The following is a 15561-nucleotide window of genomic DNA, read 5'->3' as shown; positions in this document are numbered from 1 at the left end:
GCGGAGCTGTTTTCGGGTGAGTGAAAGGGGCGGCTAGGCTCGCGCTCACCATGAACCAGCCCACGGAACCCAAGGCCGACAAGTCGGGCGTGCGTCGGCACAACCTGAGTCTCGTCCTGCGGACCGTCCACGACGCGGGCGAGACCACCCGGGCGGCCGTCGCCGCCCGCGTCGGGCTCACCCGGCCCGCCGTCTCCTCCCTCGTCGAGCAGCTCCTCGAACTGGGCTTCCTCGTCGAATCGGGCAAGACGTTCAGCGGGCAGGCGGGACGGCCGGGCACCGTCCTGAAGCCCGCGGACACCGGTCCCGCCGGACTCGGCGTCGAGATCAACGTCGACTACGTGACGGTCTGCGTCGTCGACCTCACCGGCACCGACCGCGTCCGCCGTACCGAGCGCCTCGACAACCGGGCCGCCGGTGCCCCCGAGGTGCTCGCCCGTGCCGCCCGCATCGCCGCCGACGTCCTCGACACGGCCGCCGAGCGAGGGCTCGCCCCGGCGGGTGCCGGACTCGCCCTGCCGGGCCTCGTATCCGGCGGAGCCGTCCGGCAGGCACCCAACCTCGGCTGGTACGAGGTCGACGCCGAGCGCCTCTTCGGCCAGGCCCTCACCGCCCTGCGCCCCGGCACCGCGGGGCTCCCCCTGACCTCCGACAACGAGGCCAACATGGCGGCCCTCGCCGAGCTGTGGTTCGGCACGCTCGGCGACCTCCGCACCTTTCTGCACCTGACGGGCGAGATCGGCGTGGGCGGCGCGATCGTCGTACACGGCGAACTCCTGCGCGGGGCGCACGGCTTCGCCGGAGAGATCGGCCACCTGGTCGTCGACGCCGAGGGTCCGCGCTGCCGCTGCGGTTCACGCGGGTGCCTGGAGCAGTACGCAGGCCAGGCCGCGCTCCTCCGCGCGGCAGGGGCCGCCGGAGTCCCCGAACTGGCGGACCGCGCCGGTGCGGGGGACCCGCAGGCCCTCGCCGCGCTCGCCGAGGCGGGCAGGATGCTCGGGCGCGCCCTGTCGGGCGCCGTGAACCTCCTCGATCCCGAGGCGGTCGTCCTCGGTGGCATCTACCCGCAGCTGATGCGGTGGCTCGTCCCCGCCCTGGCCGAGGAGCTCTCCGACCGCGTCGTCTCCGGCCTCTGGACCCCGGACGCGGGCCGCCTCCGCCCCGCCTCAGCCGCCACCGACGCCTCCCGGGGCGCGGCGGCCCTCGTCCTCCACGACGTCCTGGCCGACCCCCTGGCGTACGCCACGGTGGCAGGGGCAGGGGCAGGGGCAGGGGCAGGGGCAGGGGCGGTAGCGGGGGCCTGACCGGGGCCCTCCGAGGAGCCGTTCGGGGGCCGCCCGAGGGCCGCCCGAGAGCCGTCGGGGGCCGCCCGAGAGCCGTCCGCGAGGTCACAACCCCCGGGCACGCCCTGGTACTTCGACGAACGGCCTGGTCAGGTGGGCCGTCGCGAGGACCGCCCCGCTGCCCGCGGCGCGCGCGAGCAGCTCTTCCCGGGAGGTCCGGGCGGTCGCCGGTTCGCGCTCGTGGGCGTAGGCGACGGCGGGCGCGGCGAGCTGCACGGCGTGCACGAGGAGGTCGCCGGTGACCAGGACGTCCCGGCCGTCCGGCCGTTCGACCAGGACGGACTGGTGGCCGGGGGTGTGCCCGGGGGTGGGCAGCAGCGTGACACCCGGGCGCAGTCGGTGCCTGCCGTCGACCTCGTGCAGCTGCCCCGCGGCGCGGAGCGGTTCCACCACCCAGTCCCACACCGGGTCGAGGCGGTCGAGGGCCGCCGTCTCCGCGCGCTGGACGACGTACCGGGCGTCCGGGAAGAACGGCCGCCCGGCGGCGTCGGCGGCCCAGCCGGAGTGGTCCTCGTGCAGATGTGTCAGAACGACGGTGTGGATGTCCGCCCGGTCGATGCCGGCCCGCGCGAGGACGTCCGGCAGCCGGCCGGGTACGGGGCACCACGGTGCCCCGGGGCCTTCTGCGGGACCCACGCCCGCGTCGATCAGCGTCCAGCCCGAACCGTCGGGGTCGGCGACGGCGAAGCAGCGGAAGTCCAGCCGCCACCCGCCGCCGGGCCCGACCGCACCGGGATCGAGGGCCGCGGCGGCCGCCCAGTCCGCCGCGACAGCCCCCGGGAAGGCGTCCCGCGCCGACGCGAAGAACAGCCCGGAGGCGTCCAGGAGTGCCGTCACCGGCCCCATGCGCGTCACTTCGCCGCCGCTCGACATGACACCGAGCCTGCCATCGACGGACTCCGCGCGTACAGGAGACCGATCACTCTCATCCCGCTCTCACGCCGGCCTTATCCCGTCATCACGCGCCGCCCCTAGTTTCGCGCCATGTTCTTCACCTACCTCCGGCGCGAACTGCGCCGCCGCAGAAAGGCGGCGCTCGTCGTCGCCTCCGGGCTCGCGCTAGGGATCGCGCTGGTCATCGTCGTCAACTCCGTGTCCTCCGGCATGACTCAGGCCCAGAGCAAGGTCCTCCAGTCCCTCTACGGCCTGGGTACGGACCTGACGGTGACCAAGGCGCAGGAACGGCCGGCCGACGGCGCACAGCCGCAGCGCCCCCGGTTCGAGTTCCAGGGCAGGGACGAGGGCGAGGAGCAGAGCAGCGACCGGCTGATGGTCCAGGGCTTCCAGACCCTCGCGGACTCCACCGTCGCCACCGTCGCGGGACAGCCCGGTGTCGACCGTGCGGTGGGCGGACTCAGCCTCGTCAACCTGAAGATCAGCGGAGAGTTCGCGCGGGGCCAGATCCAGCGAGGCCAGACCCAGCAGGGGCAGCCGGGGCAGCCGGGCGCCGAGACCGGCGGTGGCAACGGTGGCGGATCCGGCCCCGGTGACACGGTCACCGGCGGCGGCGCGGCCTTCGACGTCGACTCCTTCACGCTCTACGGCACCGACGTCACCGCGCCCGACCTCGGTCCCCTCACCACCTCCACCGTCTCCCAGGGCCGTACGTTCGAGACCACCGAGACGGACGCCGAGGTGGCCGTCGTCGACAGCGCCTACGCCCAGGAGAAGGACCTCGCCGTCGGCGACGAACTGGCCGTGAAGAACGTCAAGTTCGAGATCATCGGCATCGCGACCGCCGACCGAGGGCAGTCCGCTGCCCAGGTCTATCTGCCGCTGAAGCAGGCCCAGACGCTCTCGGCCTCCGCCGCCAAGATCACCACGATCTACGTGAAGGCGACCGACTCGACGAAGATCGACGCCGTTAAGACCGCCATCCAGAAGAACGTCACCGGCACCACCGTCACCACCTCCGCCGACCTGGCCCAGACGGTCTCGGGCTCGCTCGACACCGCCGCCGACCTCGCCTCGAACGTGGGCAGGTGGCTCTCGTACGCCGTGCTGCTCGCCGCCGTCCTCGTCGCGGGCCTCCTCACCTCCTCCGCCGTCACCCGCAGGGTCCGTGAGTTCGGCACGCTCAAGGCGCTCGGCTGGAAGAGCGGCCGCGTCACCCGCCAGGTGGTCGGCGAAGCGCTCGTCAACGGCTTCATCGGCGGTGCCCTCGGCATCGCGATCGGCCTGGCCGGCGCGTACGCGGTGACCGCCGCCAGCCCGACATTGACCGCCGAACTCGGCCCCACCGGCGGCATGTTCGGCACCGGCGGCGGTGGCGGCCGAGGCGGCATGGCCTTCGGCGGCGGCCCGGCCGGTACGGCCGCCGGGAAGACCGTCGACATCGCCCTCAGTGCCCCGGTCAGCGTCACCACGGTGGGTCTCGCCGTCCTCCTGGCCCTCGGCGGCGGCCTCGTCGCGGGAGCCTTCGGCGCCTGGCGCGCCTCGCGGCTGCGTCCCGCCGACGCGTTGCGCCGCGTCGAGTAACAGCGCGCGAACCCACCTACGTACCAAAGGAGTTCAACCATGTACGAACTGATCGGCGTCACCAAGCAGTACCGGCGGGGGCAGGAGAGAGTCGACGCGCTCGCCGGGGTCGACCTCACGCTCGGCCAGGGCGACCGGCTGGTCATCCAAGGCCCCACGGGCGGTGGCAAGTCGACGCTGCTCCAGATGCTCGGCGGCCTCGACCGCCCCACGTCGGGCCAGGTCCTGCTCGACGGCACCGACCTCGCCGCGCTCCCGGAGCGCAAGCTGACCGCGGTCCGCGGCCAGAACATCGGCTTCGTCTTCCAGAGCTTCAACCTCATCCCCACGCTCACCGCCCAGGAGAACGTGGAGACCGCGCTCGTCCCGCTCGGCGTCAAGCCCGCCGAGCGGCGGAGCCGGGCCGCCGAGGCCCTGGAGTCGGTCGGGCTCGGCGAACGCCGTGGGCACCTTCCGTCCGAGCTCTCCGGCGGTCAGCAGCAGCGGGTGGCGATCGCCCGCGCGCTCGTGAAGCGCCCGAAGGTGCTGCTCGCCGACGAACCCACCGGAAACCTCGACGAGTCGATGCGCGACGAGATCGTCGAGCTGCTCGAAGGGCTGTGGAGGGAGCACGGGTTGACCTTCGTCATGGTCACCCACGACAGCGCGATCGCCCGCAGGGCGCCCCGCCTCGCCACGATCCGCAAGGGCCGGATCACGATCAAGGAGAACCCCCGGGCGGCAACGCCGGAGCGGACACCGGAGCCCGTGCTGGACACCGTGCCGGACCCGGTCGAGGCCTGACCGACCGCGCCACGACCGGTCCGACTCCCGGGCGGCCGCTACACGGGCACGCCGTGGCCGCGCAGATAGGCCAGCGGGTTGACGTCCGAACCGAAGGACGGCGTGGTCCGCACCTCGAAGTGCAGATGCGGACCCGTCACCCGTCCGGTCGCCCCCGACCGGGCGATGCGCTGCCCGGCCGACACGCTCTGGCCGGGCGACACATCGATACGGGAGAGATGGGCGTACTGGGTGAAACGGCCGTCCGGGTGGCGGATCACCACCTCGTGGCCGTACGACCGGCCGTAGCCGGCGGTCACGACGCGGCCGGGACCGACCGAGCGGACCGTCGTCCCCGTCGGCACGGCGAAGTCCTGACCCGTGTGATACCCCTTCGACCAGGAACCGCGCTGCCCGTAGTAGCCGGTGTAGGCGGCCGGGGAGACCGGTGCCGTCCAGCCGCGGGAGGAGCCTGACGGCGCGGACGGCTTCGCCGGCTCCCGCGGCTTCGAGGGCGTGGACGACGTGGAGGTGCCACCGGAAAGCCCCGTCCGCTGCCGGTACTTCCAGGCGTGGCTGGTCCAGTACCAGTGACCACGGGACGTGTACCAGTAGACCCCGTCCTGGGCGTCCCAGCCTTGCCGTCCTCGGAAGACGGGCTCGACGGTCCGGCTTCCGCCCCCGGCCGACGCGGCGGCCGACGCGGCGGAGCGCTGTCGGTAGGTCGTGGCGTGGCTGGTCCAGCGCCATGCGCCGGCCTCGTTCCGGAACCAGTACGTCGAGCCGTCCCGACCGGCGTGCGCCGGGGCCGGCTCGGCGGCGGACGTGCCGACCGTCGCTCCTGCCAGAACGACCGCGCCCACCGTCGCGACGACCGCGCGGCGCACGCCGTGCGGGGTGGGCGTGCGGCGTGAACCGCCGGTGGCCGTACGTCGGTCGGCGTCGGCGCAGCCCACGCAGGCGCAGCCCGTAGGTATCTCATCGGTGAAGGCGGGGGTGTCCACGGTGTTCCTCACTCCTGACGGGGATCGGCAGGGCTGCCGCCGCGGGTGTAGAAGGCCACGGTCAAGTCCTTCACCAGGGACTGGCGTTCGAAGTCGTCGAGCTCGACGAGGCCTCGCGCGGTCAGCCGGGTCACGGTGTCGTCCACGGCGTCGATCACGCCGGTGAGGACGGAGTCCCGGTGCTTGGCGTCCAGGACGGCGATCTGCCGGCGCCGCATCGCGGCGGCGACCTCGGGGGCGTACTCGATCCGGGTCGGCTGCGCGGAGAAGACGGCGATGCCGACCGGCCGGCACTCGGCGGCGAGCATGCGCGTCAGCGCGTCGCCGACCGCCTCGGCGTCGCGCAGGGTCGGCGTGTCGCCGCGGAAGGCGTCGGCGGGCAGCCGGGAGAGCACCCGTGCGACGGCGGCCTCCACCTGCTCGCGCAGATAGCCGAGATGGTCGTCGACGGAGAGCAGCGCCCGCGCCGTGTCCCGTACCGACCACACGACCAGGACCACCACGCGCAGCGCCGAACCCTCGGCGTCGACGACGGCGATCGGTTCACTGCGCCAGTGCCGCAGGCGGACGTCGATCCGGCGGCGCAGCACGAACGGGCTGATCCAGACGAGGCCGGTGCGGCGGACACTGCCCCGGTAGCGGCCGAAGAGCGAGAGCACCCAGGCGGAGCCGGTCCGCCCACGGGTCAGGCCGCCGAACGAGACGACGGCGACGACGACGCAGCTCGCGAGCGCGGCCCACTGCCAGGGCAGCAGCTCGACCTCGCGGAGCGGTCGGGCCCGCCGGAGGGTGGTGGCGATGCCGGTGAGCGCCGTGAGCGCGGTCAGGACGGCCACCCAGCCGGGGACGGCCGCTCCGGGGCGTTCCTGGAGGCCGGGGTCGACGGGCGGGGGACGGCGGGGGAGCGGGGTGGAGGCCTCCTCCGGCGCCCCGGAGGGCGTCGACGGCTCCGACGGCTCCGACGGCTCTGAGGGGCCGGCGAGTTCGGGGCCGGCGCCGGCGCCGGGTCTGGGCCCGGATTCGGGTCCGGGTCTGGGTCCGGATTCGGGCCCGGGTCCTGGTCCTGGTTCGGTCCGACCCTCCGTCAGGACCGCGGTTACGGGTGGGGGCGCGGTCGGTCGCCGGGTGGGGTCCGACCGGAAGAGGTCGTCCATCGGTATGCCGTCCCCGTGGCGGCGCGCACGGACGGGCAGGGGCCGCTTCTGGTACTCGGTCATGAGGCCCTTCCGGCCGTTCCTGAGGTGACGGCACGTCGGATGATCTTCAGGAGCCATCGTCACAGGGGTGTATGTCCGGAATGCCGCGACGAACGTCCCGAATGTCGGGGACTTAGGTCCCTTGGCCAAGGCTTCACCGGGGGCCGTTGTCAGTGGGTGCCCCTACCGTTTTCACCATGACGACGACGACCTATCTGGAGCTGTCGCAGGACGACGGCGGCGCCCACAAGTTCTACGAAGTGACGGTCGAGGACCTCGCGGTGTCGGTCCGTTACGGCCGGATCGGGACGCCGGGCCAGACGCAGAGCTCCACGTTCCCCACGGCGGCGAAGGCGCAGGCGGCCGCGGCGAAGAAGATAGGGGAGAAGGTCCGCAAGGGATACGCCCCGGCGGTCCGGGGGCAGCGGGCGGCCCGTGCCGTGACGCGCCGCGCGGTGACCTCCGCGCCCTCCACCGCGCGCGCCGTCGCCCCCGTCCTGTGGCGCTTCCGGACCGGTTCGGCCGCCTTCGGCATCCACGTCGACGAGGAGCGCTGCTGGGTCGGCAACCAGGCGGGGGACGTCTTCACGCTCGACCGCTCCGGCGAGGTGCAGGCCCGGTTCAGCCTGCCGGACGGCGTCAAGTGCCTGGTCGCCGACGACTTCTGGATCTACGCCGGCTGTGACGACGGCAAGGTGTACGACCTGTCGTCGAAGCTGCCCTTCGCCGCGTACGACATCGCCACCGACGTCGACATCTTCTGGCTCGACATCCACGAGGGTGTCCTGCACGTCGCCGACCGCTCGGGCCGGCTCACCGTCATCGACCACGAGGACGAGCACCAGTGGGCACGCGGCGGCCAGGGCGAGCACGCCTGGATGGTCCGCGCCGACGGGGACGCCGTCTACTACGGGGACACGCGGGGCGTCGCCGCCCACGCGCCGGACGGCGGCGGCGAGCTGTGGCACACGGCCACCGAGGGCGGGGTGCTCTTCGGCTGGCAGGAGGACACCGCGGTCTACGCGGGCACGGCCCGCAAGAAGGTCCAGCGGCTCGCGAAGAAGGACGGGCGCGTCGAGGCGGTCTACGGCTGTGACAGCCCCGTGTACTCCTGCGCCACCTCCCCCGGCGGCCGGTTCGTCTTCGCGGCCGACTCGGCCTCCTCCGTCTACTGCTTCGCGGAGGACGGCACCCGGCTGTGGAAGCTCGGTACGGGAGGGGGCTCGGCGCTCTCCATGCAGTACCGCGACGAGCGCCTCTACCTGGTGACCACGGACGGTTCGCTGGTGTGCGTGGACGCGAGCGAGGCGGCGATCCAGGCCGCCCAGGGCGGTACGGTGCCGGTCGCGCGGGACATCAAGCTCGCCGCGGCCATGCCGGTGTACGAGCCGGCGACGACCGTCACCGCCGTCACCACCGTCAGCGTCGCCCCGGCGGGGTCGGTGGTCGTGGAGTGTGTGAACGAGTCGGGCAGGACGCGGGTCCGGGTCGTCTCCGAGGGCTACGACTCCGCGTGGAACGTGCAGTTCCCACGTGCGATCCGGGAGCCCGGTGCGCGGTACGTCGTCGATGCCCTGCACGCGGCCGCAGGAGGCTTCTACCGCGTGCGCGGTGACATCCGGCGGCTGCAGTGACGGCGGGTCACGGGGGCGGCGGCACGTTCGACGCGGCAACGGGGGACGGCCCGCCGGTGCCCGTGGTGGACGTCGAGCAGCGGTCGAGGGAGGTCAGAGCCGCCCTCGACGGGCTGCTCCAGATCAGAAGGCTGACCCACCGTGGGGACGGTGGTGACCCGAAGACCGTTCCCGCGGACTGGGAGCGCCGGCAGCCGGTCCGCGCGGTGGCCCTGGCCCTGGAGTCGGGCGGCCTCGCCCCCTCGGCCGTGGACGACTCCGGGGCGCGGATCACCACGGGCTACCGCGTCAGGCCGGGAGACCGGCCGGGGACGGCCGTGGTCGAGTGGCTGGGCCCGGCGGGCTCGGGAGCCGCTCAGGAGGAGGCGACGGCCCTCGGCGCGTGCGTACCCGCCCTGACGCGGCTCGGCTGGGAGGCCCTGCTGTACAAGGGGCCGCGCGGGCGCCGCTTCCTGGAGGTGGAGCCGATGCCGGGCTGAACCCCGAGGGCTCGGACGTCGCCGTGGGCTCGGACATCCCCGGGGGGTGAGCTCGGACGTCGCCGGTGGGCTCGGACGTCCCGGTGGGCTCAGGCGATCGAGGCCGAGACGATCGCCGAGACGGCGATGTTGCAGGAGGCGGTCACCCAGACCGCCGGGTGCGGCTCGGGGTCGACCAGGGTGGCGCCGAGCCTGCCCGGCGTGACGAGGTCCACGACCAGGAACGCCACGGCCATCATCACCAGGCCGAGCAGGCCGAACGCGGCCGTCGACACGAGGCCCTTGCCGAAGTTCTCGTACGTCGTCCAGATCGAGGTGAAGACGATGCCGCCGATGCCCAGGAGTGCCGAGCTCAGCAGGATCGCGGCGTTGCGGTTGCGGTCCTCCCAGATCTGCCGGCGGAGCTTCCCGGGGGTCAGCAGATCCACGAGGACCATGCCGAGGATCAGCAGGACCACGCCGAGGGCGCCGTAGGCGCCGGCCCGGCCGAGGCCGTTGACGATGTCGCTCATGGTGTGCCGGTCTCCGGGAATCGCGATCGCGGGGGATCGGTGGTCAAGGACCGGCAAAATGTAGCGCACGCGTCAACAGCGCTCGCCGCCCGCCCGGGAATCGGGCGGACGGCGAGGGGGTGCGACAGCGGCCGGGCGAGCGCTCGGACAGGCTCGGGCCGGAGAGCCGCGGAGGCCGTCAGGCCCCCGGCGGCAGGCTCTTGGCGCGGGCGCGCACCTGGAACGCCGTGAAGATCTCGACCGCGCCGACGGCGAGCAGCCAGATGCCTCCCAGGACCATGAGCACCGTGGCCGACTCCAGCGGGGAGACGATGAGGACGACACCGGCGAGCGCGTTCACGATGCCGAGGAAGACGTGCCAGCCGCGCGCCGGCATCGCGGCGTCGGAGGCCGCCGCGAGGGTCTCGGTGATGCCGCGGAAGAGCCAGCCGATCCCGATCCAGAGCGCGAGCAGCAGGATCGACTGCGTCGCGCCCCGGAAGCAGAGCAGGCCGAGCAGGATCGAGAGGGCGCCGCTGATGAAGGCCATGATGCGCAGCGCGGTCGTGGTGTGCGTGCCGAACGCGGCGATCAGCTGCATCACACCGCTGAACAGCAGGAAGAGGCCGAAGAGCAGGCCGGCCACGAACAGCGAGGCCTCCGGCCAGGCCAGCACGAGGATGCCGAGGACCAGGGACGCGATTCCGGCGAGGAGGAGCGCCTGCCAGGCCGCACCCGCGAGCATGCCCAGCGGGCCGGGCGGCATGTCCTGGTGCCTCGGGCCGTCGTGAGTCTGTGTCATGGACGGTTTCCGTCCTTCCGTGGTGGGTGTGTGGTCAGTGCGGGCCGGCGTAGTCGCGGAGGAAGAGCGCTTCGGCCAGCGCCATGTGCTCGATCTCCGAGGGGTCCACGCTCTCGTTGGGCGCGTGGATGAGGCAGCCGGGCTCCTCGACGCCGATCAGGGCGATCTCGGCGTCGGGGAAGTGGGCGGCCAGCACGTTGCAGAGCGGGATCGAACCGCCCTGCCCCGACTGGACCATGTCCTTCCCGTACGCCTCGCGGAGCGCCGTCGCCAGAGCTCGGTAGGCGGGGCCGTCGGTCCTCGCCCGGAACGGCTGGCCGCCGCTCTCCGGCTCCACCTCCACCCGGGCGCCCCACGGCGCGGCCGAGGTCAGGTGGGCGGCGAGGGCACGCTGGGCGTCGTCGGTGTCGACCCCCGGCGGGATCCGCAGGCTGACCCGGGCGCTCACCTCGGCCTGCACGGCGGCCGAGGAACCCACCACCGGAGGGCAGTCGATGCCGAGCACGGTGACGGCGGGCCGCGCCCACAGTTCGTCGGCGACCGACCCCGTACCGACGAGGGACACCCCGTCGAGGACGCCGACATCGGCGCGGAACTGGTCGGCCGGGTAGGCGACCCCGTCCCAGACGCCGTCGGCCGGCAGTCCCTTGATCACGGTGTTGCCGTGTTCGTCGCGGAGGCTGTCGAGGATCCGGATCAGTGCGGCCAGCGCGTCGGGCGCGGGGCCGCCGAACATGCCGGAGTGCATCGCCCCCTTGAGGGTGGAGACGGTGACGACGACGTTGGCGAGCCCGCGCAGTGAGGTGGTCGTGGTGGGCAGGCCCTTGGCGAAGTTGCCCGTGTCGCAGATCAGCAGGGTGTCGGCGGCGAAGAGTTCGGGCTGCAGGGGGACGAGCTGCTCCAGGCCGCCGGTGCCCTGCTCCTCCGAACCCTCCGCCACGAACTTGATGTTCACGGGGAAGCCCCGGCCGTCCGGACCGCCGAGCGCACGGAGGGCCGTGAGATGCATGGCGATGTTGCCCTTGCAGTCGGCCGAGCCGCGGCCGTACCACCGCCCGTCGCGCTCGGTGAGCTCGAACGGCGGGGTCTCCCACGCCGCGTCGTCCAGCGGCGGCTGTACGTCGTAGTGGCAGTACAGGAGCACGGTGGGCGCCCCCTCGGGGCCCGGGGCGTGCCCCACGACCGCGTCCGTGCCGTCCGGGGTCGTCACCCGCCGCATGTCCTGGAGTCCCGCCTCCGTGAAGGCCCGTACGAGGAAGTCGGCGGTCTTCGCGCACTCCTCCGGCGGGAACTGGCGGGGGTCGGCGACCGACCGCATCGCCACGAGCGCGGTCAGGTCCTCCTTCGCCCGGGGCATCAGGGCCCGGACCTTCTCCCGCAGGGCTGCGGTCCCGGTGGACTCTGCGGTCATGCGTACCCACTTCCCTCGGGCCGTGGCGGGGCGCGGCTCGCGGGCCCGGGACGGCGACGGCCTTCTCACCCAAGCACCCCCGGACAAGTGCCGCAAAAGGTGACTCGTACGGAGTATTCGCCCGGCTCCCGGGCGGCGGGGGCCGGACAGGGCGACGACAGTGGAGCGCGTACGAGTCCGCCCCTTTCCTCCTCCCGCACCTGGAGAACCCCATGGGCCACCCCAACCGACGCGACCTCGGGCTCCTCGTGCTGCGGGTCGGCACCGGAGCCGTACTCGCCGCACACGGCACCCAGAAGCTCTTCGGCTGGTTCGGCGGCGGCGGCATCGAGGGCACCACCAAGGCCATGGAGGCCATGGGCTTCCACCCGGGCCGGGAGAGCGCCATCGCCGCCGGCCTCGGCGAGGCCGGCGGCGGCGCCCTGCTCGCCCTCGGCCTCGCCACCCCGGCCGCCGGAGCCGCCGCCGCCGGAGCCATGACCGGCGCCGTCGCCGTCCACGCACCGGCCGGCTTCTTCGCCCAGAGCGGCGGCTACGAGTACCCGGCGTTCCTGGGCTTCGTCGCCGCCGCGATCGGGGTCACCGGCGCCGGCCGGTACTCCCTCGACCACGCCACCGACCATGTCCTCGACCGTCCCTGGGTGGTGATCACCGCATTCCTCGGCACCGCGATCGCCGCCGCGGCCGTGGTCAACCGGCGGGCCGACGAGCAGGCCTCCGCCGCGGCCGCGGCGGAGGAGGCGGGACCGGAATCCGTGTGACTCCGGTCGAGAGCGGGGGTCCGCACGCCTCCGCCGCGCGGGAGGGTTAGGCTCGCCGCAGAGGAAGGGACGGTCGCCGCGCATGAAGATCGATCTGACGGACACCAACTCCAGCAAGATCAACAAGGCGATCCTGGAAGGCCGCAGGGCCGTCGGCACACCCGCCGCCGGCGTCGTGCTCACCCTTGTCGTCGTCACCGACGAGGAGAACGCCTACGACGCGGTCAAGGCCGCCAACGACGCCTCCCGGGAACACCCCTCCCGCATCCTGGTGGTCATCAAGCGCCACGCCCGCTCGCCCCACGGGCGCCACGAGACCCGCCTCGACGCCGAGGTCCGGCTCGGCACCGACGCCGGTTCGGGCGAGACCGTACTGCTCCGGCTCCACGGCGAACTCGGCGACCGCGCCGACTCCGTGGTCCTGCCGCTGCTCCTGCCCGACGCGCCCGTCGTCGTCTGGTGGCCCGTCGACGCCCCCGAGGTGCCGTCCCTCGACCCGCTGGGCTCACTCGCCCAGCGCCGCATCACGGACATGTACGCGGTCGAAGACCCCCTCGGCGCTCTGGAGAAGCGGGCCGCCTCCTACGCACCCGGCGACACCGACCTCGCCTGGACCCGGCTCACCCCGTGGCGCTCGATGCTGGCCGCCGCGCTCGACCAGGCCCCGCTCACGGTGACCTCGGCCGCCGTCGAGAGCGAGGCGGAGAACCCGAGCGCCGAACTCCTCGCCCGCTGGTTCGAGGTCCGGCTGGGCGTCCCCGTCGAGCGGGTCGTCACCGACGGGCCCGTCGTCACGGCCGTCCGGATGGGCACCGCGGACGGCGAGATCCGCATCGACCGGCCCGAGGGGCCGGTGGCGCGGCTCTCCATTCCCGGTCAGCCCGGCCGGGTCCTCGCCCTCAAGGTCCGGACGACGGCCGAGCTGATCGCCGAGGAACTGCGCCGCCTCGACCCGGACGACGCCTACGCGGCGTCCCTGCGTGGCCGCGGTGGAGCGGCGAGGCCGACGGCCGAACTGCGGTCCCGCACCTGACCTGACGGCCGACCCGCCTTACGGCCGACCCGCGGTTCCGCGCCCGACCTCAGGGACACGCGGCCTCAGGGCTTCTCGAACACCATGACGAAGTCGGCCATCTCCCGCACGCGGGGAACGTCCGGGTCCGGGAGTGCGAGGAGCCTCTCCTGGGTCTCCGCCACCAGGCGGGTGGCGTCGCCCGTGACCGACCAGGCTCCGGTGAAGAGGCCGCCCGACAGGGAGCGGGCCATCGCCCGGGGCGACACCCGGAAGGTCGTGGGGCGTTCGGAGGCCGGGCCCCGGTAGACGAGCCCCCGTGCCTCGGCGATCGGGGCGAGGGTCCACGGCCCGTCCTGACGGGTCCGCAGCGGGTCGATACGGTCCTCCAACTCGCCCACCACGAGCCCGATGTCGTCGGTGGGACGGGTGCCCCCGGCCGGGATCACCAGATAGCGGCCGCCCGGGCGCAGGACCCGGGCGACCTCGTCGAAGACCATGCCGTGGTCGGGCCCGGTGTGCAGCAGCCAGGTGGACACCGCCTGGCCCACCGAGCCGGTCTGCACCGGAAGCCGGCAGGCGTCGGCCACCGCCACCCGCGGACCGAGCCGTGCCACGGCGCGGGCGAGCATCCCGCTGGACAGGTCGAGCCCGTACACCACGTGGCCGCGCGCGGTCAGTTCGGCCGCCACGATGCCCGTGCCCACGCCGATGTCGAGCACCGGGAGGCCGGGGGCGAGCAGCGGCGCGAGTTGCTCGGCGAAGCCGGCGGCCCGGGCGGTGCCGCCGCGCGAGGCGTCGTAGCCGGGGGCGATCGCGTCGAACTCCGCCGTACCGGAGGCCGTAGTCATCCGTCTGTCTCCGTTCGTCTCTCCGCCGTCGGGACGACGGGTCAGGCTTCGGGCGTGAAGGCCACGGGCAGGGTCGCCATGCCGCGCAGGATGCCCTCGCGCCGGCTCAGATCCGCGTCCGGGTCGGCGAGCCGCAGGTCCGGGAAGCGGCGCAGCAGCGTCCCGATGGCGATCCGCGCCTCCGCGCGGGCCAGCGGCGCACCCAGGCAGAAGTGCACACCATGGCCGAAAGCAAGCTGTTGCGGAACCTCGCGGCGTGCGACGTCGAGGATGTCGGGACGGTCGTAACGGCCCGGGTCGCGGTTGGCGGCGGCGAGCCCGATGATGATCATCTCACCCGGCGGGACGGTGACCCCGCCGATCTCGTACGCGTCGGTGGTGAAACGGGCGACGCCACGGCTCACCGGCCCCTCGTAGCGCAGGAGTTCCTCGATCGTCCCCGGCAGCAGCGAGGGGTCGTCGCGGAGCGCGGCGAACTGGTCCGGGTGGCGCAGCAGGGCGTGCACGCCGTTGGCGATGAGGCTCGCCGTCGTCTCGTGTCCGGCGAGTGTGAGCAGGATCGTCATCGCCGTCAGCTCGCGGTCGCTGATCCGCGCCTCCGCCTGCGCGGCGCACAGCGCGCTCAGCAGATCATCCTTCGGGTCTGCCTTCCGCTGCGCGATCAACGGCTCGAAGAACTCGGTGAGTTCGGCCCGCGCACGGGCGCCCTTGGCGAGTCGCTCCGGGGTGTTCGGCGGCATGATCAGACCCACCGCGAGCCGGGCGAAGTCGGGCTGCCCCTCGGCCGGGATGCCGATGAGTTCGCTGAGGACGGCCATGGGCAGGGGCAGCGCGAACTCGGAGACCAGATCGGCGGTTCCGCGTGAGGCGAAGGCGTCGAGGAAGGCGTCGGTGTGCGCCTGGACGCGGGGTGCGAGCTGCTCCACCCGGCGGGCGGTGAAGGCCTTCGAGACGAGGTTGCGCAGCCGGGTGTGGTCCTCGCCGTTGGCGACGAGCATGCTGGCCATCAGGACGTTGGTGCGCTCCTGGTGGGCCATCTCCTCCTCAAGTCCGTTCACCCCGACGGGACTACTGCTGAGCCGGGGGTCGGTGAGCGCGGCGACGGCCTCGTCGTAACCGGTGACCATCCAGACTTCAAGGGTGGGATTCAGCCGTACGCGCTGGACGACACCGTGTTCTCGGATGCGCTCGAAGAGCGGGTACGGGTTGGGCTGTTGGGCAACGTTTACCGGGACATCGTGAACGATTGTCTGCTCTTGACCGGTCATCTTCCGTAACTCCCCGACGCTTTGTGAAAGATCTCTGGCAGGTAGTCATACCAGCCACCCCAGTTGCGT

15 protein-coding genes are annotated in these 15561 nt (G+C 73.2%); 7 read left to right on the top strand and 8 right to left on the bottom strand.

What is annotated here, in order from left to right:
• Positions 1–50 precede the first annotated feature (50 nt).
• The gene (locus ACIP84_RS05300; RefSeq protein ID WP_401794706.1) at positions 51–1304 is read left to right on the top strand and encodes an ROK family protein; all 1254 of its coding nucleotides are present in this window, start codon (positions 51–53) and stop codon (positions 1302–1304) included.
• Positions 1305–1388: 84 nt separating this feature from the next.
• Here ACIP84_RS05300 and ACIP84_RS05295 read toward each other — a convergent pair whose 3' ends face one another.
• Positions 1389–2216 carry an MBL fold metallo-hydrolase gene (locus tag ACIP84_RS05295; protein WP_401794703.1) on the bottom strand — a complete coding sequence of 276 codons (828 nt, stop codon included), beginning with the start codon at positions 2214–2216 and terminating at the stop codon, positions 1389–1391.
• A gap of 111 nt (positions 2217–2327) precedes the next feature.
• On the opposite strand from ACIP84_RS05295, the gene ACIP84_RS05290 reads away from it, so the two are divergent.
• Both ACIP84_RS05290 and ACIP84_RS05285 read left to right on the top strand, forming a co-directional pair.
• A complete protein-coding gene (locus ACIP84_RS05290; RefSeq protein ID WP_401794700.1) occupies positions 2328–3821 on the top strand; it encodes an ABC transporter permease in 1494 nt (497 codons plus the stop codon).
• A 39-nt stretch (positions 3822–3860) separates the two neighbouring features.
• Entirely contained in the window at positions 3861–4604 is a 744-nt protein-coding gene (locus ACIP84_RS05285; RefSeq protein WP_401794698.1) for an ABC transporter ATP-binding protein, read from the top strand.
• Between the two features lie 38 nt (positions 4605–4642).
• Here the strand turns inward: ACIP84_RS05285 and ACIP84_RS05280 are convergent, their stop codons facing one another.
• Positions 4643–5587, bottom strand: a complete 945-nt coding sequence (locus ACIP84_RS05280; protein WP_401794695.1) for a M23 family metallopeptidase — start codon at positions 5585–5587, stop codon at positions 4643–4645.
• Positions 5588–5595: 8 nt separating this feature from the next.
• Entirely contained in the window at positions 5596–6804 is a 1209-nt protein-coding gene (locus tag ACIP84_RS05275; protein ID WP_401794693.1) for an SPFH domain-containing protein, read from the bottom strand.
• A gap of 176 nt (positions 6805–6980) precedes the next feature.
• Here ACIP84_RS05275 and ACIP84_RS05270 point away from each other — a divergent pair, with 176 nt between their 5' ends.
• Both ACIP84_RS05270 and ACIP84_RS05265 read left to right on the top strand, forming a co-directional pair.
• Positions 6981–8417 (top strand): WGR domain-containing protein, encoded by a 1437-nt coding sequence (locus ACIP84_RS05270; RefSeq protein ID WP_355965631.1) that lies wholly within the window; start codon positions 6981–6983, stop codon positions 8415–8417.
• Positions 8418–8473: 56 nt separating this feature from the next.
• Positions 8474–8896, top strand: a complete 423-nt coding sequence (locus ACIP84_RS05265) for a hypothetical protein (protein ID WP_401794689.1) — start codon at positions 8474–8476, stop codon at positions 8894–8896.
• 89 nt (positions 8897–8985) lie between these two features.
• Here the strand turns inward: ACIP84_RS05265 and ACIP84_RS05260 are convergent, their stop codons facing one another.
• The 3 genes from ACIP84_RS05260 to ACIP84_RS05250 form a co-directional block, all read right to left on the bottom strand.
• Complete coding sequence (locus ACIP84_RS05260) at positions 8986–9408, bottom strand: DUF350 domain-containing protein (RefSeq protein ID WP_355965635.1); 423 nt, start codon at positions 9406–9408, stop codon at positions 8986–8988.
• A gap of 178 nt (positions 9409–9586) precedes the next feature.
• Complete coding sequence (locus tag ACIP84_RS05255) at positions 9587–10189, bottom strand: DUF308 domain-containing protein (RefSeq protein WP_355965637.1); 603 nt, start codon at positions 10187–10189, stop codon at positions 9587–9589.
• A gap of 34 nt (positions 10190–10223) precedes the next feature.
• Positions 10224–11600 carry a dipeptidase gene (locus ACIP84_RS05250; protein WP_401794685.1) on the bottom strand — a complete coding sequence of 459 codons (1377 nt, stop codon included), beginning with the start codon at positions 11598–11600 and terminating at the stop codon, positions 10224–10226.
• A gap of 212 nt (positions 11601–11812) precedes the next feature.
• Between ACIP84_RS05250 and ACIP84_RS05245 the strand changes: the two genes are divergently transcribed.
• Both ACIP84_RS05245 and opcA read left to right on the top strand, forming a co-directional pair.
• A complete protein-coding gene (locus ACIP84_RS05245; RefSeq protein ID WP_355965641.1) occupies positions 11813–12361 on the top strand; it encodes a DoxX family membrane protein in 549 nt (182 codons plus the stop codon).
• An 82-nt stretch (positions 12362–12443) separates the two neighbouring features.
• Positions 12444–13394 carry a glucose-6-phosphate dehydrogenase assembly protein OpcA gene (opcA, locus tag ACIP84_RS05240; RefSeq protein ID WP_401794681.1) on the top strand — a complete coding sequence of 317 codons (951 nt, stop codon included), beginning with the start codon at positions 12444–12446 and terminating at the stop codon, positions 13392–13394.
• A 65-nt stretch (positions 13395–13459) separates the two neighbouring features.
• Here opcA and ACIP84_RS05235 read toward each other — a convergent pair whose 3' ends face one another.
• Positions 13460–14224, bottom strand: a complete 765-nt coding sequence (locus ACIP84_RS05235) for a class I SAM-dependent methyltransferase (protein ID WP_401794679.1) — start codon at positions 14222–14224, stop codon at positions 13460–13462.
• 41 nt (positions 14225–14265) lie between these two features.
• Positions 14266–15351 (bottom strand): cytochrome P450, encoded by a 1086-nt coding sequence (locus ACIP84_RS05230; protein ID WP_401794676.1) that lies wholly within the window; start codon positions 15349–15351, stop codon positions 14266–14268.
• Positions 15352–15561: the final 210 nt, after the last annotated feature.

This window comes from Streptomyces sp. NPDC088707 (genome assembly GCF_044752725.1).
GTDB lineage: Bacteria > Actinomycetota > Actinomycetes > Streptomycetales > Streptomycetaceae > Streptomyces.
This window is presented reverse-complemented; position numbering and strand designations above follow the sequence as displayed.